The 17,574-nt window shown below is 72.8% G+C and carries 14 protein-coding genes and 3 tRNA genes; 7 read left to right on the top strand and 10 right to left on the bottom strand.

The features are described from left to right. Positions 1–162: 162 nt before the first annotated feature. Positions 163–1,197: an RNA polymerase sigma factor gene (locus ACWGIF_RS22935; RefSeq protein ID WP_453500223.1), complete on the top strand. Its 1,035-nt coding sequence runs from the start codon at positions 163–165 to the stop codon at positions 1,195–1,197. A 95-nt stretch (positions 1,198–1,292) separates the two neighbouring features. Here ACWGIF_RS22935 and ACWGIF_RS22940 read toward each other — a convergent pair whose 3' ends face one another. The 4 genes from ACWGIF_RS22940 to ACWGIF_RS22955 form a co-directional block, all read right to left on the bottom strand. After that, positions 1,293–3,215 (bottom strand): ABC transporter ATP-binding protein, encoded by a 1,923-nt coding sequence (locus ACWGIF_RS22940; RefSeq protein WP_453500197.1) that lies wholly within the window; start codon positions 3,213–3,215, stop codon positions 1,293–1,295. Next, a complete protein-coding gene (locus ACWGIF_RS22945; protein ID WP_453500199.1) occupies positions 3,212–4,945 on the bottom strand; it encodes an ABC transporter ATP-binding protein in 1,734 nt (577 codons plus the stop codon). Before ACWGIF_RS22945 ends, ACWGIF_RS22940 begins: the two co-directional genes overlap by 4 nt. A 249-nt stretch (positions 4,946–5,194) precedes the next feature. After that, on the bottom strand, positions 5,195–6,643 hold the full coding sequence (locus tag ACWGIF_RS22950; RefSeq protein ID WP_453500201.1) for an FGGY family carbohydrate kinase: 1,449 nt from the start codon (positions 6,641–6,643) through the stop codon (positions 5,195–5,197). Between the two features lie 98 nt (positions 6,644–6,741). Continuing rightward, positions 6,742–7,044, bottom strand: coding sequence for a YtxH domain-containing protein (locus ACWGIF_RS22955; RefSeq protein ID WP_453500203.1), 303 nt, complete (start codon positions 7,042–7,044; stop codon positions 6,742–6,744). 145 nt (positions 7,045–7,189) lie between these two features. Between ACWGIF_RS22955 and ACWGIF_RS22960 the strand changes: the two genes are divergently transcribed. The 3 genes from ACWGIF_RS22960 (at position 7,190) to ACWGIF_RS22970 (ending at position 7,605) form a co-directional block, all read left to right on the top strand. Next, positions 7,190–7,262, top strand: a tRNA-Asn gene (locus ACWGIF_RS22960). A 5-nt stretch (positions 7,263–7,267) separates the two neighbouring features. Continuing rightward, positions 7,268–7,340 (top strand) — tRNA-Asn (locus tag ACWGIF_RS22965). A gap of 191 nt (positions 7,341–7,531) precedes the next feature. After that, positions 7,532–7,605 (top strand) — tRNA-Ile (locus tag ACWGIF_RS22970). 65 nt (positions 7,606–7,670) lie between these two features. On the opposite strand, the gene ACWGIF_RS22975 is transcribed toward ACWGIF_RS22970, so the two are convergent. Continuing rightward, positions 7,671–8,828 carry a carboxylate-amine ligase gene (locus ACWGIF_RS22975; RefSeq protein WP_453500205.1) on the bottom strand — a complete coding sequence of 386 codons (1,158 nt, stop codon included), beginning with the start codon at positions 8,826–8,828 and terminating at the stop codon, positions 7,671–7,673. A gap of 229 nt (positions 8,829–9,057) precedes the next feature. Between ACWGIF_RS22975 and ACWGIF_RS22980 the strand changes: the two genes are divergently transcribed. Next, positions 9,058–10,317 (top strand): MFS transporter, encoded by a 1,260-nt coding sequence (locus ACWGIF_RS22980; RefSeq protein ID WP_453500207.1) that lies wholly within the window; start codon positions 9,058–9,060, stop codon positions 10,315–10,317. A 115-nt stretch (positions 10,318–10,432) separates the two neighbouring features. Here ACWGIF_RS22980 and ACWGIF_RS22985 read toward each other — a convergent pair whose 3' ends face one another. Further along, positions 10,433–10,795 (bottom strand): cupin domain-containing protein, encoded by a 363-nt coding sequence (locus ACWGIF_RS22985; protein WP_453500209.1) that lies wholly within the window; start codon positions 10,793–10,795, stop codon positions 10,433–10,435. 48 nt (positions 10,796–10,843) lie between these two features. Between ACWGIF_RS22985 and ACWGIF_RS22990 the strand changes: the two genes are divergently transcribed. Next, a complete protein-coding gene (locus ACWGIF_RS22990; protein ID WP_453500211.1) occupies positions 10,844–11,671 on the top strand; it encodes a helix-turn-helix domain-containing protein in 828 nt (275 codons plus the stop codon). A gap of 247 nt (positions 11,672–11,918) precedes the next feature. Here the strand turns inward: ACWGIF_RS22990 and ACWGIF_RS22995 are convergent, their stop codons facing one another. Together ACWGIF_RS22995 and ACWGIF_RS23000 are read right to left on the bottom strand one after the other, a co-directional pair. Beyond that, positions 11,919–13,268, bottom strand: coding sequence for a carboxyl transferase domain-containing protein (locus ACWGIF_RS22995; protein ID WP_453500213.1), 1,350 nt, complete (start codon positions 13,266–13,268; stop codon positions 11,919–11,921). A gap of 109 nt (positions 13,269–13,377) precedes the next feature. Further along, positions 13,378–14,184, bottom strand: a complete 807-nt coding sequence (locus tag ACWGIF_RS23000; protein WP_453500215.1) for a LysE family transporter — start codon at positions 14,182–14,184, stop codon at positions 13,378–13,380. 69 nt (positions 14,185–14,253) lie between these two features. Here ACWGIF_RS23000 and ACWGIF_RS23005 point away from each other — a divergent pair, with 69 nt between their 5' ends. Then, positions 14,254–14,694: an Lrp/AsnC family transcriptional regulator gene (locus ACWGIF_RS23005; RefSeq protein WP_453500217.1), complete on the top strand. Its 441-nt coding sequence runs from the start codon at positions 14,254–14,256 to the stop codon at positions 14,692–14,694. A gap of 179 nt (positions 14,695–14,873) precedes the next feature. On the opposite strand, the gene ACWGIF_RS23010 is transcribed toward ACWGIF_RS23005, so the two are convergent. Both ACWGIF_RS23010 and ACWGIF_RS23015 read right to left on the bottom strand, forming a co-directional pair. Then, positions 14,874–16,439, bottom strand: a complete 1,566-nt coding sequence (locus ACWGIF_RS23010; protein WP_453500219.1) for a sensor histidine kinase — start codon at positions 16,437–16,439, stop codon at positions 14,874–14,876. Next, positions 16,436–17,473, bottom strand: coding sequence for a rod shape-determining protein (locus ACWGIF_RS23015; RefSeq protein ID WP_453500221.1), 1,038 nt, complete (start codon positions 17,471–17,473; stop codon positions 16,436–16,438). Before ACWGIF_RS23015 ends, ACWGIF_RS23010 begins: the two co-directional genes overlap by 4 nt. Positions 17,474–17,574 lie beyond the last annotated feature (101 nt).

Consider the following 17,574-nt stretch of genomic DNA (forward strand, 5'->3'; position numbering starts at 1 on the left):
CGATCCGCATCGGGGTTCTCGCCGGGGGGTAACCATCCGGTCACGCACCGGACTCAGAAAGTGCTCGCACGCCCCTCGTGGCCGCGATGTGTCGTACCCCACACTGAGTGCGGTGCCCCCGTCCTCGGAGCCCTGGAGGTCGCCCCCGTGCAGACCCGGACCCTGACCGTGAACGTGAGCGAGTCCTCGGAGGCCAAGGCCGTGGACGAAGAGCCCGAGGTACCGGAGCTGATCGAGCCGGTGCCCGTGCAGCGCAGGCGCAGCAGCAGCGACAGCGGGGGCGGAGCGGGTCCTTCCGCCGATCTGTTCCGGCAGTACCTCCGCGAGATAGGCAGGATCCCGCTGCTCACCGCCGCCGAGGAGGTGGACCTCGCGCGGCGCGTCGAAGCAGGGCTCTTCGCCGAGGAGAAACTCGGCACGCCGGATCTCGACTCCCAGCTCGCCCTCGACCTCGACAAGCTCGTCGTCATGGGGCGGATGGCCAAACGCCGTCTCATCGAGTCGAACCTGCGGCTCGTCGTCTCCGTCGCGAAGCGGTACGTGGGCCGCGGCCTCACCATGCTCGACCTGGTGCAGGAGGGGAACCTCGGCCTCATCCGGGCCGTGGAGAAGTTCGACTACGCCCGCGGGTACAAGTTCTCCACCTACGCCACCTGGTGGATCCGGCAGGCGATGTCCCGGGCCCTCGCCGACCAGGCCCGGACCATCCGCGTGCCCGTCCACGTCGTCGAACTGATCAACCGCGTCGTCCGCGTCCAGCGCCGCATGCTCCAGGAGCGCGGGTACGAGCCCACGGCCGAAGAGGTGGCCGTCCACCTGGAGTTGACCCCCGAGCGGGTCCTGGAGGTGCTCCGCCTCGCCCAGGAGCCGGTCTCCCTGCACGCCCCGGTGGGCGAGGAGGACGACGTCGCGCTCGGCGACCTCATAGAGGACGGTGACGCCGCCTCACCCGTGGAGTCGGCCGCCTTCTTCCTGCTGCGCGAGCACCTGGAAGCCGTCCTGTCGACGCTCGGCGAACGCGAACGCAAGGTCGTGCAACTGCGGTACGGGCTCGCCGACGGGCGCCCCCGCACCCTGGAGGAGATCGGCCGGATCTTCGGCGTGACGCGCGAGCGGATCCGCCAGATCGAATCCAAGACCCTCGACAAGCTGCGCGACCACGCCTTCGCGGACCAGCTCCGCGGCTACCTGGACTGACGGCGACGGGGCGCCCCGCAGGGCGCCCCCGCCCCCGTCCTGCCCTGGGTGTCCTGCCGATCAGGCCGGGAGGGGTCCGATCGGCAGGACACGCCCTAGTCGACCTCGGCGACCGCCTGCGCGAACTGCGCCGCATACAGCCGGGCGTACGCGCCGCCCGACGCCAGCAGCTCCTCGTGCGTGCCCTGCTCCACGATCGAGCCGCTCTCCATGACCAGGATCACGTCCGCGTCGCGGATCGTCGACAGCCGGTGCGCGATCACGAAGGACGTACGGCCGTGCGCGAGCCGCGCCATCGCCTTCTGGATCAGCACCTCGGTCCGGGTGTCCACCGAGCTCGTCGCCTCGTCGAGCACCAGGATCACCGGGTCCGACAGGAACGCCCGGGCGATGGTGATCAGCTGCTTCTCGCCCGCGCTGACGCCCGCGCCCTCGTCGTCCAGGACCGTATCGTAGCCGTCCGGCAGGGTGCGGATGAAGCGGTCCGCGTGCGCGGCCCGCGCCGCCTCCTCGATCTCGGCGCGCGTGACCTCGCGCGAAGCACCGTAGGCGATGTTCTCGGCGATCGTGCCGCCGAACAGCCAGGTGTCCTGGAGCACCATGCCGATGCCGGTGCGCAGTTCCTCGCGCGTCATCTTCGCGATGTCCACCCCGTCGAGGCCGATCTCCCCGCCCGTGACCTCGTAGAACCGCATCAGCAGGTTCACCAGCGTCGTCTTGCCGGCGCCGGTCGGGCCGACGATCGCGACCGTCTGGCCCGGCTCGACCGTCAGCGAGAGGTTCTCGATCAGCGGCCTGTCCGGCTCGTAGCGGAAGGCCACCTTGTCGAAGCTGACCTGGCCGCGCAGCTCCTGCGGCCGCTCCGGGACCTGCGCGTCCGGCTCCTGCTCCGCCGCGTCCAGCAGCTCGTAGACCCGCTCCGCCGAGGCGACACCGGACTGCACGAGGTTCGCCATCGACGCGACCTGCGTCAGCGGCATCGAGAACTGCCGCGAGTACTGGATGAACGCCTGCACGTCACCGATCGACAGGGTGCCGGAGGCGACCCGGAGTCCGCCGACGACGGCTATCAGCACGTAGTTGATGTTCGAGATGAACAACATCACCGGCTGCATGATGCCGCTGACCAGCTGCGCCTTGAAGGAGGCCCGGTACAGCGCCTCGTTCTGCTCGGCGAAGACCGCCGCGGACTCCTTGTGCCGGCCAAAGACCTTGACCAGGTTGTGCCCCGAGTACATCTCCTCGATGTGGGCGTTCAGCGCACCGGTCGTCTTCCACTGCGCCACGAACTGCGGCTGCGACTTCTTGCCGATCTTCGTCGCCACGAAGACCGAGAGCGGGACGGTCGCCAGCGCGACCAGCGCCAGCAGCGGCGAGATCCAGAACATCATCGCGAGCACGCCGACGATGGTCAGCAGTGAGTTCAGCAGCTGCCCCATCGTCTGCTGGAGCGTCTGGCCGATGTTGTCGATGTCGTTCGTGGCCCGGCTCAGCACCTCGCCGCGCTTCTGCTGGTCGAAGTACGACAGCGGCAGCCGCGAGAGCTTCGCCTGGAGCTCCTCGCGCATCCGGTAGACGGTGCCGTTCATGATGTGGTTCGACAGGCGGGTCGCGACCAGCATCAGCAGGCCGGCCAGGGTGAAGACCACCAGCGCCCAGATCGCCACGACGCCGACGGCGCCGAAGTCGATGCCCTGCCCCGGGGTGAAGTCGGTGCCGGAGAGCATGTCCGCCATGCCGTCGTCGCCCTTGGCGCGCAATCCGTCCAGGGCCTGCTGCTTGGTGGTCCCGGCGGGCATCTCCCGCCCCACGATCCCCGCGAACACCAGGTCGGTGGCCTCGCCGAGGATCTTCGGCCCGACCACCGCGCAGCCGACGCTGCCGACGACCGCCGCGACCATGCCCCATATCCTGGCCCGGTCGTGCGCGAGCTGGCCCAGCAGCCGCTTGCCCGACCCCTTGAAGTCCATGGAGCGCGTCGCCGGCCCCATCATCATCCGTCCTCCGGGCCCGCTCATGCGGCCTCCGCCTCCGTCAGCTGGGAGAGCACGATCTCCCGATAGGTCTCGTTGCCGGCCATCAGCTCGTGGTGGCGCCCCTCGCCCACCACCTGCCCCTCGTCCAGGACGATGATCCGGTCGGCGTCGCGGATCGTGGCGACCCGCTGGGCGACGATGACCACGGTCGCGTCCTCGGTCTCGCGGGCGAGCGCCGCGCGCAGCGCCGCGTCCGTCGCGTAGTCCAGTGCCGAGAAGGAATCGTCGAAGAGGTAGATCTCCGGGCGCTGCACGAGCGTGCGGGCGATCGCCAGACGCTGGCGCTGGCCGCCGGAGACATTGGTCCCGCCCTGCGTGACGGGCGCCTCCAGGCCACCGTCCAGCGCGGAGACGAACTCCTTGGCCTGGGCCACTTCCAGGGCCTGCCACAGCTCTTCGTCGCTTGCGTCCGGGCGCCCGTAGCGCAGATTGGAAGCGATGGTTCCGGAGAACAGGTACGGCTTCTGCGGCACCATGCCGACCGTCCTGGCCAGCAGCTCGGGATCGAGCCCGCGGACGTCCTCGCCGTCGACCAGCACCTCGCCCCCGGTCGCGTCGAACAGGCGCGGGACCAGGCCCAGCAGGGTGGACTTGCCGCTTCCGGTGGAGCCGATCACCGCCGTGGTCTCGCCGGGGCGCGCCACCAGGTCCACCCCGCGCAGGACCGGAGCCTCGGCGCCCGGGTAGCGGAAGTCGGCGCCGCGCAGCTCGAGCCGTCCGCGGCGGGCGAGTTCGCGCACCGGGTCGGCGGGCGGGACCACGCTGGAGTCGGTGTCCAGGACCTCCTGGATGCGCTCCCCGCAGACCTCGGCGCGCGGCACCATCATGAACATGAAGGTGGCCATCATCACGGCCATGACGATCTGCATGAGGTAGGCGAGGAAGGCCGTCAGCTGGCCGATCTCCATGCCGCCGCTGTCGACGCGCATCGCACCGAACCAGATGACGGCGACGCTGGAGATGTTCACGACCACGATGACCGTGGGGAACATGTACGCCAGGAGCTTGCCGGAGGCCAGCGAGATGCCGGTGAGGTCGGCGTTGGCGTCGCGGAAGCGGTCCTTCTCGTAGTCGTCGCGGACGAAGGCCCGGATCACGCGGTTGCCGGTGATCTGCTCGCGCAGGACCCGGTTCACGGTGTCCAGGCGGTCCTGCATCTGGCGGAACAGCGGCCGCGTCCTGAAGACGATGGCGCCGACCGAGATCCCGAGCACGGGAACCACGGCGAGCAGGACGCCGGACAGCCGCACGTCGAGCGAGAGCGCCATGGCGATACCGCCGACGCACATGATCGGAGCCGAGACCATCAGGGTGAAGGTCATCAGCACCAGCATCTGGACCTGCTGGACGTCGTTCGTCGTTCGGGTGATCAGCGACGGGGCGCCGAACTGGCCGAGCTCCCGCGCGGAGAAGCTCTGCACGCGGTCGAAGACGGCGGCGCGGACGTCCCGGCCGAAGGCCGCCGCCGTGCGGGCGCCGTAGTAGACCGCTCCGACGTTGCAGACGAGCTGGACGAGCGAGACGCCGAGCATCAGGGCGCCGAAGCGCAGGATGTAGCCGGTGTCACCGTTGACGACACCGTTGTCAATGATGTCCGCGTTGAGCGTGGGCAGGTAGAGGCTCGCGCTCGTCTGCAGCAGCTGCAGCAAGACCAGCACGGCGATGGGTTTCCGGTACGGACCCAGATGGGTCCGCAGAAGTCGTATGAGCACGCGCAGGCTCCGGTCGGCAAGATCGAGGGGTTCGACCCATCTTCGGCCAAACGGCCCTCCGATCCCCACCCGATTTCGCAAAGGCCGGTCAAAAGGAGTAGCCCGGAGGTCCGGGACCTAGGTCCCGGACCTCCGGACCGGTGCACACCGGCGGCCCAGATGACCTGATGCGCCGCGTGAGCGGGGGCCCGGCGCGGGGCCCGGCGCGGGGCCCGGCCCACACGCCCCGCCCGGGACGGCAGGCCGGACCTAGAACGCGCCGGGGTGGATCTGCTCCCGCGTCGCGATGTACTGCTGGCGCACCGCCTGCCAGGCGGGGAACTCCTCACCCGGCTCGAAGACCTGCGCCGCGGGGGCCGGCCAGACCGGCGGGGTGTGCGGGGTGTGGGTGCCCTGCGCCACGCCGAGGGCCCAGGCCGCCTGGCGCGCCGCCCCCAGCGCCGCGTAATCGGCCGGCGCCGGTACGACGACCTGCGTCCCGAACAGCCCCGGTGCGGCGGCCTGCACGGCGGGCAGCTCGGCCGCCGCGCCCAGCAGGAACACCCGGCGGATCTCGACTCCGCGCGAGCGCAGCACGTCGAGCGCGTCCACCAGCCCGCACAGCATGCCCTCGAAGGCGGCCCGGGCCAGATGCTCCGGCTTCATGGAGTCCCGGCGCAGCCCGGACAGGGTTCCGGCGGAGTGCGGCAGGTTCGGCGTCCGCTCACCCTCCAGGTACGGCAGGAGTACGAGGCCGTGCGCGCCCGGCGTCGACTTCAGCGCGAGCTCGGACAGCCCCTCCAGATCGGTGCCGAGCAGCTCGGCGGTGCCGCGCAGGGCCCGTACGGCGTTGGAGGTGTTCACGACCGGAAGGTGCATGCCGGTGGCGTCGGCCAGGGAGGTGATCAGCCCGCCCGGCTCCGACAGCGCCTCGTGGTGCACCGCCATCACCGAACCGGAGGCACCGAGCGAGACCACCGCGTCGCCGGGGCCCAGCCCCAGTCCGAGCGCGGCGGCCATCGTCTCGCCGGTGCCGGCGGATATCAGCAGCCCCTCGGGCGTGGTCCCGGCGGCGTCGGCCGGGCCGAGGACCTCGGGCAGCAGCGCCCGGTGCCCGAGCGCCAGCTCGACCAGGTCGGGGCGCCAGGATCCAGCGGCGGCCGACCAGTACCCGGTGCCGGAGGCACCGCCGCGGTCGGTGGTCCGCCGGGCCGGCCGGCCCAGCAGCTGCCAGACCAGCCAGTCGTGCGGCGACATCAGCACGGCCACCCGGCGGGCCGCCTCGGGCTCGGTGCGGGCCAGCCAGGCCAGCTTCGCGATCGGCTGCGCGGCCTGCGGGACCGAGCCGACCGCCTCGGCCCAGGCCTGGCGGCCGCCGAACGCGTCGATGAGGTCGGCGGCGGCGACCTGCCCGCGCTTGTCGTTGCCGACGAGGGCCAAACGCACCAGCCCGCCCTGCGGGTCCAGCGGGAGCAGGCCGTGCTGCTGCGCGGAGACTCCTATGGCCTGGACCCCTTCGAGGAGCCCGCCGCCGGCGGCCTCGCCGAGCGAGAGCAGCCAGGCCTGGGGATCGGTCTCATGGGGGTGCGCGCCGTCGGGTTCGCCCGTGGGCTGCGGATGGGGCGCGTACCCCTGGCGCAGCACGGCGCCGGTCTCGGCGTCACAGACGACGATGCGTGTGAAGGCGGAAGAGCTGTCCAGCCCGGCGACTATCCCCATGAGGAGGATTCTGCCGCACGCAGGGCCGGTATCCACCGCTCCGGAGCCCCCGGAACCTCACAGGTCCCGTGGGCCCCAGGGCGCGGACCTGTGACTCCTCAGGTGTTGCTGGTACCCCACTCGTCGTCGGCGCCGCCGCCGATCCGGCTGCGCAGTCCGCGTACCCGCCCGGCGAGCGATTCCGGTACGGCGTCGCCGACCTTCTCGCTCACGACGGAGAAGGCCTTCCCGGCGAACTCGCGCCCGGTCTGGCCCGCGGACTCGGCGGCGTTGCGCACCGCCGGGTTCTGCGCGATCTCCCGCGCGGACTTCTTCAGCTTCTCGTAGCGCTCGCGTCCGGCCCGGCTTCCGAGCACGTACCCGAGGGTCAGTCCGACCACGAACGTGACCTTGTACCGCATGCCTGCCACCCTTCGTCGTGTGGTGCCCGGCCTGCTGTCGATACCGATTGGCGGAGCACCCCCCTGCTTGCGCTAATCTATGTCTCGCAACGGGCACTCGCCCCCCGGCAAGGCCGGAGGTGGGCTGTTCGATGCACCGCAGCAATCCCCTGTAGCTCAATTGGCAGAGCAGCCGGCTGTTAACCGGCAGGTTACTGGTTCGAGTCCAGTCGGGGGAGCGCGGTCCCCTGTAGCTCAATTGGCAGAGCATTCGGCTGTTAACCGGAGGGTTGCTGGTTCGAGTCCAGCCGGGGGAGCACGGAAGAAGAAGAGGGCCCCACGGGGTCCTCTTCTTTTCTTTGCCACCGCCGACCGGGAACCGGGCAGCCCTCAGCGCGGTCTCTCTGAACAGGCGAAGCCGATCATGCGAGGCATCCGAGGCAGGAGATCGTATGAGCGGCTATGCTGCGGCAGACGGCGCGCACACGTGTACGCGCCACGCCGTGAAGGGGCGGTAGCTCAGCCGGTTAGAGCAGCGGACTCATAATCCGTCGGCCGTGGGTTCGAGTCCCACCCGCCCCACTACAAGCCGCAGGTGCAGAAACGATTGCACCTGCGGCTTCGGCGTGTTCCGGGGCGCTGGCGAGCTAGAAGTCCTCCGTTTCGTCCGCGAGATGGCGCAGTACGTCCGTCAGATCCCGGCGGCGGGCATAGGCCATGCGCTGGCGGTGGGCGCCCGAACCGTCGCGCAGCAGGCGGGCCAGGTTCTTGGCCGCGTGGTCGAGGTCGCCGGAGGCGGCCAGTTCCGGGGCGACCAGGTCCAGCAGGGCCTCCGCCAGGTCGGCCGCGGGGACTTCCGCGCCCGTGTACGGGTCCAGCCCGAAGCCCTCCAGCCCGTCGTGGGCCGCCCGCCAGCGCGCGAGGCGCAGTACCTCGTCCCGTACCGCCGGCTCCGGGCGCCGCTCCTCGATCTCGTGCAGGGCCGTGGCCACCAGCGCGCGGGCCAGCTCGGCCTGGAGGATGGCCGAGTCGATGTCCGGCGACATGTCGGGCGCCCGGATCTCGAGCGTCGGCCAGTGCCCGGAGGGGCGGAGGTCCCAATAGACCATCTTGGTGTCCAGGGCCGCCCCCGAGCCGAGCAGGGTCTGCACCGAGCGCCGGAAGTGGGCCGTGGACGGGTGGTGCGGAGGCAGCCCCGCCGAGGGCCAGCCCGACCATGCCATCGCCCGCCAGCTGGCGTGACCGGTGTCACGACCGCCCCAGAACGGCGAGTTGGCGGCCAGCGCGATGAGCGTGGGCAGCCAGGGTCTGATCCGGTTGGACACGGCCACCGCCGTGTCCACGTCGAGCGTGCCGATGTGGATGTGCCGGCCGCAGCTGACCAGGGTGTCGGTGAGCGCGCCGAAGCGGCGGTGCTGCTCGCGCTGGCGCGGCTCGTCGTCGGTCAGGTGCAGCGGCCCCTCCACGGCGACGACCGGCGAGGGTGCGGCCAGCAGCCGGCAGCCGTGGGTGCGGGCCGCCCGGCCGAGGGTGCGCCGCAGCGCGGCGAGCTCGGTGCGCAGCGTGGCCGCCGAGTGCGCGATCGGGGTGGATATCTCCACCTGATAGCGGGTGCCCTCGGGGTGCAGCTCGCCCGGCAGGCCGCCGGCCGTCGCGAGGACCAGCGGGGCTGCGGGGGCCACCCGGAAGGTGCGGGCGTCAACGAGCAGGAACTCCTCCTCGACGCCGACGGTGAGGGGGACGGTGGTGCGCACCGTGTTCTGGGTGGTGCCGGTGCTCGTGGTGCTGTTGCCAGGTTCGATCACTACGCCTCCCTGGACATACGAGTCTTTTCATCATGAGCCGAGCACGAGGTGAGGAGCGCACGCCGATTCGGTCAAATGTCCGGTGATAGTGGCGAGTTACCGGCAAAGGGTCACCCGCGGCGCGCCCCCCGGGCCGGATGGGGCCACCGTGGCCGGAGTGGGAGGCGCGCACGGGGACGGCCGTCGGGGCGGGCCCCGGCCGTCGCAGGGCCGGTGGTTATCATCCGCTGTGACCCGTACCGCCGAGCCCACCCGCCCCCGTCGGCGCATATTCGCCGACCTCACCCCGCTCGCCTCCGTGGACTACCGGCGGCTGTGGATCGGCGGAATCATCTCCTGGGTCGGCCAGGCGATGACCGCCCTCGCGATCTCGCTCCAGGTCTACGACATCACCCGGTCCAGCTTCTCCGTCGGGCTCGTCGGTCTCTTCTCGCTCGTCCCGCTCGTCGTCTTCGGGCTTTACGGCGGTGCCATCGCCGACACCGTGGACCGGCGCAAGCTCGGCCTCTACAGCTCCCTCGGCGCCGCCGCACTGTCGGTCGCGCTCGCTGCGGCCGCCCTGCTCGGCTACCACCGGGTCTGGTTCCTGTACGCCGTCGTCGCGCTCCAGGCGGTGTGCGGGGCGCTCACCGGGCCGGCGCGGGCCGCCATGATCCCGAGGCTGCTGCCGGCCGGGCAACTGCCCGCCGCCAACGCCCTGAACTCCGTCACCATGACCTTCGGGACGATGGTCGGCCCCGCGCTGGGAGGGCTGATCGTCGCCGTCGGGGGGTACCAGGCGGCGTATCTGATCGACGCCGTGACCTTCACCGCCGCCCTCTACGCGATGTGGCGGCTGCCGTCTATGAAGCCCGACCGCGCCGACGAGGCGAGGGGCAGGGCCTCCGTCGTCGACGGACTGCGCTTCCTCGGGACCCGGCCCAACATCCGGATGACCTTCTTCACCGACATGGCCGCCATGGTGCTGGCGCAGCCGAAGGCGCTGTTCCCGGCCATCGCCGTGCTCTGGTACGGCGGCGACGCGAAGACGGTCGGCCTGATGGTGGCCTCGATCGCCGCCGGGGCGCTGCTGGGCGGGCTGTTCTCCGGCTGGCAGGGCCGCATCCAGCGGCACGGGCTGGCGATCCTGCTCGCCGTCGCCGCATGGGGGCTGGCGATCGCCGTGTTCGGACTCACCCGCAACCTGTGGCTCGGGCTGTTCTTCCTGGCCGTGGCCGGGTGCGCGGACACCGTCTCGATGGTGTTCCGCACCACCATGCTGCAGGCCGCGACCCCCGACGAGATGCGCGGCCGCCTCCAGGGCGTCTTCATCGTCGTCGTCGCGGGCGGGCCCCGGCTCGGCGACTTCCTCGCCGGGACCGCCGCCGACCTGACCTCGCCGGCCACGGCCGTCACGGGCGGCGGGCTGGCCTGTGCGCTGGTGCTGTGTCTGCTCGCTCTGCGGTGGCGCAACTTCGCCCGCTACGACGCGCGGTCCCCGCAGGCCTAGTCGCCGCTGGACCGCTGGACCGCTGGGCAGCGCGGGAGGCGTCGGGTGACGTAGGGAGCTCCGGGCGGCGGCGGGTGGGGCAGGGGCGGTGGTGGCGACCCGGGACCGCGCCGCGCTACGCCTCCACGGGCTCCCGGGTGCGGTCGCCGCCCGCGGAGCCGGTGTTGACGGTGCCGGCCGGTTCGAACAGCAGGATCTGCGCCTCCTCGTGCGCCGCCGGGCAATGCTCCACCCCGCGCGGAACGACGTACACGTCCCCGGGACCCAGAACCACGTCCCCGTCGCGCAGGCGGATCGTCAGCGTGCCGCCGACGACCAGGAACAGCTCGTCGGTGTCCTCGTGGGTGTGCCAGACGAACTCGCCCTCCAGCCGGGCGAGCTTGACCTCGTAGTCGTTGACGCGGGCGATGCGGCGCGGGGCCCACTGCTCGGTGAAACCGGCCAGCTTCTCGGAGATGTTGACCTTGTGTGTCGTCATGCGGACAGCCTCGCGGCCCGCGCGCGGGCGGTCTTGTACGTTCCTGACATGGCCGCGATACGTCCGCGCAGCACCGTGTCCGCCTGGCAGCCGTCGGTGCCGGGCATCGCCGAGGTCTTCCACGCCCGGTTCACCGAGCACGCGTACCCGGCCCATGTGCACGACACCTGGGCGCTGATGATCGTGGACGGCGGGCGGGTGGACTTCGCCCTCGACCGGGAACGGCACGGCGCCGGGGTGTCGGACCAGGTGATCCTGCTCCCGCCCGGGGTGGTCCACGACGGGCGGACCGTGACCGAGGCGGGCTTCCGCAAGCGCGTGCTGTACCTGGACACCTCGGTGCTGCCGGAGCGGCTGACCGGAGCCGCCGTCGACGCCCCGATGCTGGCCGATCCCGCGCTGCGCGAGCGCGTACACGGGCTGCATCTGGCGCTCGGGGAGCGGGATCCCCTCGAGGCCCAGTCGCGGCTGGCCTTCGTACGGGAGCGGCTGCACCGGTGGCTGACGGGGCGCGAGGCGCCGGCGGGCGGGCCGCCGGGCCGGGAGGCCGCCGTACGGCTGCGGGAGCTGCTCGACGCGCGGGTGACCGAAGGGATCACGCTGGAGGAGGCGGCGGCCGAGCTGGGGCGTGCTCTCGGGGTCAGGTGGCATCCCACGCAACTGATCCGGAGCTTCCGCATGGCGTACGGGCTGCCGCCGCACGCCTACCTCACCGGGCGTCGGGTCGCGACGGCGCGGCGGCTGCTGCTGGCGGGGATGCGGCCGGCCGAGGCGGCCACGGCGGCGGGGTTCTACGACCAGGCGCACCTGACCCGGCACTTCGGGCGGCACGTCGGGACCAGCCCGGCGCGGTTCGCCCGGTCCGGGCGGTCGTGAAGAGGCCGGTGCCTGCGCGGCGGCGTTGGCGGGGCCGGGGCCGGGGCCGGGGCAGGGGCAGGGTTCGGGTTCGCGGACGGGCCCGGGTCGGGCAGGTGCGGGGTGGGGTGCGGCGCCGTTGCCGGGGCGCCGCCCCGGACCCCGCGCCTCAAACGCCGGCGGGGCTGTCAGCGGAGGCAGGGCTGGACGGGTGTCGGCGGGGCTGGAGGGGAGGCGGGGCTGAGGGGGCGTTGGGCGAGGGGTCGCCCTATGTGTCGGCCGGAGGGACGATGCCTCGGGCCACGCCCAGGGCGACCAGGTCCTGGGGGCGGATGCGGAGTTGGTCCGCCGTGGCCGGGGCGGCCGACGGGGGGCGCTTGAGGATGGCCGCCGCCAGTTCAGGGGCGATGACCGAGAAGTAGCTGTCCGGGGTGACCCAGGTGTTCCCCGGCGCGGCCAGCGCGAGGGCGCCACCCGAGCCGCCCTCGCCGATGAGCAGGGTGGTGACGGGAACGGCCGCTGCGGCCAGCGCCGCGAAGGTGTCCGCGATGGCCGCACCCGCGCCCGCGTGCTCGGCGGCGGCGTCGTTGGCCGCGCCCGGCGTGTCCACCAGGGTGAGCACGGGGATGCCGAGCCGGTCCGCGAGGCGGACGACTCGGGCGGCCGTACGGTAGCCCGCCGGACGGGTGGCCGTGCCGCACTGGGCGGCGTAGGCGACGGCCCGGCCCTCCCGCAGCCCGAAACCGCACAGCATGCCGGGGTCGGTACCGCCCGCCCGGTCCCCGGAGAGCTGCAGGCGTAGCTCGAAATAGGCGTCCAGGTACGCCTCCGCGCGCGGTCGGTCGGGGTGGCGGGCTTGGCGGACGGCGTCCCAGCCGGTGGCCGGAGGCTGTACGCCGCCCAGCGCGGCCGGGGGCTCGACGGGCCCGGCGGGGCGCGGAGCGGCCAGCACGCGGAGCCATTGCGCGAGGGTGCCGGGCAGGTGGTCGGCGGGGACCACGGCGTCCACGTGACCTGCGGCGTACTGGCCTTCGGCGCAGTAGGCCGCCGGGTCAGCGTCCGCCGGGCGCACCCGGGAGCCGGCGAACCCGACCTGGGCTCCGGGGAGCGCGAGGACGACGTCGGCCCCGGCCCCGAGGGTGGCCCAGCCGCCGCCGGTGGTCGGATCGCGCAGCACGGCGAGCTGCGGGAGCCCCGCGGCCCGGGTCAGGACGCTCTGGCGGGCCACGCGCTGAAGCTGGGTCAGCGCGAGCATGCCCTCCTGCATCCGGGAGCCGCCGGTGGCGATCAGGGACACGAGGGGGAGGCGGTGCCGGCGGGCGTACGTGTACGCGGCTTCGAGCCGGTCGCCGGTGCGCCGGCCCAGCGAACCGCCGAGGAAGCCGAACTCGAAGGAGATCACGGCGGCTTCGCGGCCACCGATGCGGGCGGTGCCGGTGACGACGGACTCCTGCTCGCCGGTGCGCTCGGCGGCGCGGGCGCGGGAGGCGTCGTAGCCGGTCCAGGCGAGGGGGCCGTCGGGGGTGGACTCCCGTGGGGGGACCGGGAGTTCGGTGAAGCTGCCGGGGTCGGTCACGGAGGCGATGGCCGCGCGGGCCGAGAGGCGGGTCGTCGTCACGGGGTCACCCTAGGGGGTGTCATGCCGGGTGGGCAGGGCGGGCGGTGGGGGCTGGGAGGGGGGAAGGGGAGGTCGGCGAAGGGGGGAGGGGGAAAGGAGTGCGGCGAGGTCAGCCGAGGGACGGGAGCGGGAAGGCGATCTTGAGGGCGTAGGCGGCGACCAGGCCGTAGCCGAGGCGGAAGGTCCAGACGCGGGCGGCGTCGGAGATGCGGGTGCCGGCGAGGGAGCCGAGCGCGACGAGCGTCTGCTGCCAGAGGAGGGAGGCGACGCCGACACCGAGGAGGAAGGCGGCTCCGGCCGGGCCGGTGCGGAGGGTGGCGCCCTGGGCGGTGGTGAGGGCGGCGAAGTAGAGGGCGGTGGTGGGGTTGAGGGCGGTGAGGCCGACGTAGCGGGCGAAGGCCTTGACGGGGCGCGGGGTGGTGCCGGTGCCGGTGCCGGTGCTGGTGCTGGTGCTGGTGGCTGTGCCTGTTCCGGATCTCGGGTTCCCTCCTGGCTCCGGCGCGACGAACGCCGGCGCGGGTGAAAGATCGGGGCGCCGCCCCGGACCCCGCGCCTCAAACGCCGGCGGGGCTGGAATTGCCGGCGGGGCCGGATGTGCCGGCGGGGCTGCAGGGGGCGTAGGGGTGGGGTGGGCTTTTGAGAGGCCGTGGGCTGCGATGGTCAGGAGGATGACTGCCGAGGCCAGGCGGACCCAGGCTTCGACCGGGGAGATGTGGGAGGCCACCCAGGGGCCCACGGCGGTGGCGAGGGCCGCGTAGCCGAGGTCGACCGCCGCGATGCCCGCGGCCGCGGCCGCCGCCGTCCGGCGGTTGCGCAGTGCCTCCTGGAGCAGCAGCACGCTCATCGCCCCCATCGGCATCGCCACGCCCAGGCCCGCGACCGCCCCCGCCAGGGCCGGTGTCATCAGTTCGCTCATACGGCGAGGGTCGACCCCCGTTCCCGAGGTATGAGCCCGATTAACGGGCCCGACTGCGACAATCGCGGTATGGACCGCCTCGACAGGGAAATCCTCGGCATCCTGCAGCAGGATGCGCGGATCTCGTACCGGGACCTCGGCGTCCGCGTCGGCCTCAGCGCCAACGCCACCGCCGACCGCGTGCGACGGATGCGCCGGGAAGGGGTGATCCGCGGGTTCACCGTCGTGGTGGATCCGGCGGCCGACACCGCCGGCGGGCTCGTCGTCTTCATCGACGTCACCCTGCGCCAGGACACCACCAACGAGGAGTTCGAGCGTCAGGTCGCCAAGCTGTCCGGCATCACCGAGGTCGTGCACGTGACGGGCGAGCACGACTACCTCGTACGCGCCCGGGCCGCCGACCCCGCTGCCCTCGACGCGCTGCTCCGCCGGCTGAAACGGGAGGCGGGGGTGGCCCAGTCCAACACCCGGATCGCCCTCCGCGCCGCCACCCGGCCGGGCCAGCCTTAGGGCGGGTCTTCCGGATCTTGCCGGGCCCGCGTTGCCCGGCACCGCACCTCGCGACGTGGTCGGGGCTCCCCAGTACGTCCGGTACGAGGGGAGCTCCTCCGCCTTGCGATGCACGGCACCGGACAACGCGGGCTCGGCCGACACGATCCGAAAGCCCGCCCCAGGGGGCCGGCGGCGGCCTACAGTGCCGACTCCCACGTCATCGTCGTTCCCCGGGCCCCCGACTCCGTGCGGCCGTCGTCCGCCACGGCCAGGCGGACCCGGGACGGGGTCGCCTCCACCTCCACCTTCACCGAGGTGACCTCGCCGCGCCGGTGCGCCGCGGCCAGGGCGGTGCGCAGGGCGGAGAGCAGGGCGCCCGTCACCGGCTCCGGCAGCAGGGCGTCGACCGCGCCCGCGAAGTGCACCGACGGCTGGAGGCCGAGCAGGACCGCGGCCCCGTTCGTCTCGCGCAGGACCCGCCCCCGGAAGGTCGTCGGGGCGTCGGTCGGCGGCTGCTGGAGGGCGAAGATGGCCGTCCGGACCTCCTGGATGGTGGAGTCCAGCTCGTCGACGGCGCGGCTGAGTTCGTCGCCGACGGTGTCTCCGGACGGGGCGTTCGCGGCGCGCCGCCGGGTGCTTTCGAGCATCATCTCGGTGGCGAAGAGCCGCTGGACCACCAGATCGTGCAGGTCCCGTGCGATCCGGTCGCGGTCCTCGTACACCGCGAGCTGCTCCCGGTCGTGCTGGGCGTCCGCCAGGACCAGGGCCAGCGCGGCGTGTGTCGCGAACTGCGAGGCGAGCAGCCGGTCCACCGCGTCGTACGGGGGACCGCCGCGGGCGCGCGGCAGGGCCAGGGTGCCGATCAGCCGGCCGCCGCTCTGCAGCGGAAGCATCATGCTCGGTCCGAACCGCTCCCGGACGTGCGTGGTCATCCGCGGGTCCGTCGCCGAGTCGTCGATGAAGACGGGTTCGCCGCCGAGGAGTTGTTCCAGCACCGGCGAGCCGGGGGCGATCGCCGTGCCGACCAGTTCCCCGGCGTCCCCGCGCGTGGAGGCGGCCACGATCTCCATGCCGCCCCCGGGGGTCGGCTGGAGCACCACCCCGGCGGCGGCGTCCGCCAGCAGCCGGGCCCGTTCGGCCACGCACCTGAGGGCGTCCGCGGCCGGGGCCCCGGCCAGCAGGGTCGTGGTCACGGCGGCGGCGCCGTCGATCCAGCGCTCCCGGCGGCGCGCGGTCTCGTAGAGCCGGGCGTTGCCGATCGCCATGCCCGCCTGGGCGGCGAGGACGCGCAGCAGGGCGAGGTCCTCGTCCGTGAAGGGGCCGCCGCCCCGCTTCTCGGTGAGGTAGAGGTTGCCGAAGACCTCGGTGTGCACCCGGATCGGAACGCCCAGGAAGCTGTGCATGGGCGGGTGGCCCGGCGGGAAACCGGCTGCCCGGGGGTCTTGGGTGAGGTCGTCCAGCAGGAGCGGGCGCGGGTCCTTGATGAGGACTCCGAGCAGACCGGCGCGCCCGTCCGGCAGGTGGGGGATCGCGGCCCGCTGTGCCTCGGTCAGCCCGGACGTGAACAGCTCGGTCAGCAGGACGCGCTCGGGGTCGACGACCCCGAGCGCTCCGTACCGGGCTGCGCACAGCTCGGTCGCCGAGTCCACGATGTGCTGGAGGGTGGCGCGCAGCTCCAGCTCGGAGCCGACGCTGAGGACGGCATCCAGCAGGGCCGGGAGGCTCGCCGCGTCCTCCCCGGGCTTCTGCCCGGCGCCGGTCATTCGGACAGCGGGTTGAGAACCATGGGTGCGATCTTCCCTTCGAGCATCGCGCCGAGACCGAGTACGGCGCAGATGTCCGGCCGTTCCGCGATGGCGACGGGCATTCCGGTGGCGTCCCGCAGCATCTGGTCCAGGCCCGGCAGCAGGGCGCTGCCGCCCACCATCATGATTCCCCGGTCCGTCAGGTCCGCCACCAGGTCCGGCGGGCAGTCCCGCAGCACCTTGCCGATGCCGTCGAGGACGGCGGTCAGCGGCGTGTGGATGGCGTCCCGTACCGCCGCGGTGTCCACGTGGACGGAACGGGCCAGTCCGGTGGCCACGTCGCGGCCGTGGATCAGGGTGGAGGCCGGGCCCTCGGAGGTCAGGCCGTTTCCGTGCAGGGCCAGTTGCAGCGGCCGGACGGCCTGGCTGGGCAGCATCAGCTCGTGCGCGTGGCGCAGGTGCTGGACGACCGCGTGGTCGATGGCCTCGCCGCCGACCGGGATCCGCTCGGCGGTGACGATCGAGCCGAGGGAGAGGACGGCCACCTGGGTGGCGGCGGCCCCGCACACCATGATCATCGTCGCGGTCGGCTGCTCCACGGGCAGTCCGCAGCCGACGGCCGCCGCGATCAGGGTGTCGACCAGTTCGACGCGGCGTGCGCCGAGTCCGACGAGGGTCTCCACCGTCGCCCGCTGGGCGAGCGGGTCCGCGTCGTGCGGGGTGCAGGCGGCGGCCCGCAGCCGCGGCTTGCGGCGCAAGGCGCGCCGCAGCTTCTCGCCGAGGAGGTGGCGCAGCATCCGCTGGGCCATCTCGATGTCGACGACGGTGCCGCCGGAGACGGGGCGTACGACCCGGATGTAGTCGGGCGTGCGGCCGGTCATCCGCTCGGCGAAGGTGCCGACGGCGATGAGTGCGCCGGTGCGGGTGTTGACCGCGGCGACGCTGGGCTCGTCGACCACGAGGCCGGCGCCCTTGACGTACACGCGGGTCCTTGCCGCCCCCAGGTCGACGGCGACGTGGCAGCGGCGCAACTGCTCAAGACTGACGGTCATGGCAGATCCCTAAGAATGTAAGGCGGTCCGGGAGGACCGGGTGTGGCTGATGGCTGTGTGCCGTTGATGGCTCGAGAGGACTGGCCGCCCGGTCCTCCGGG

The organism is Streptomyces sp. NPDC054849, assembly GCF_053610945.1.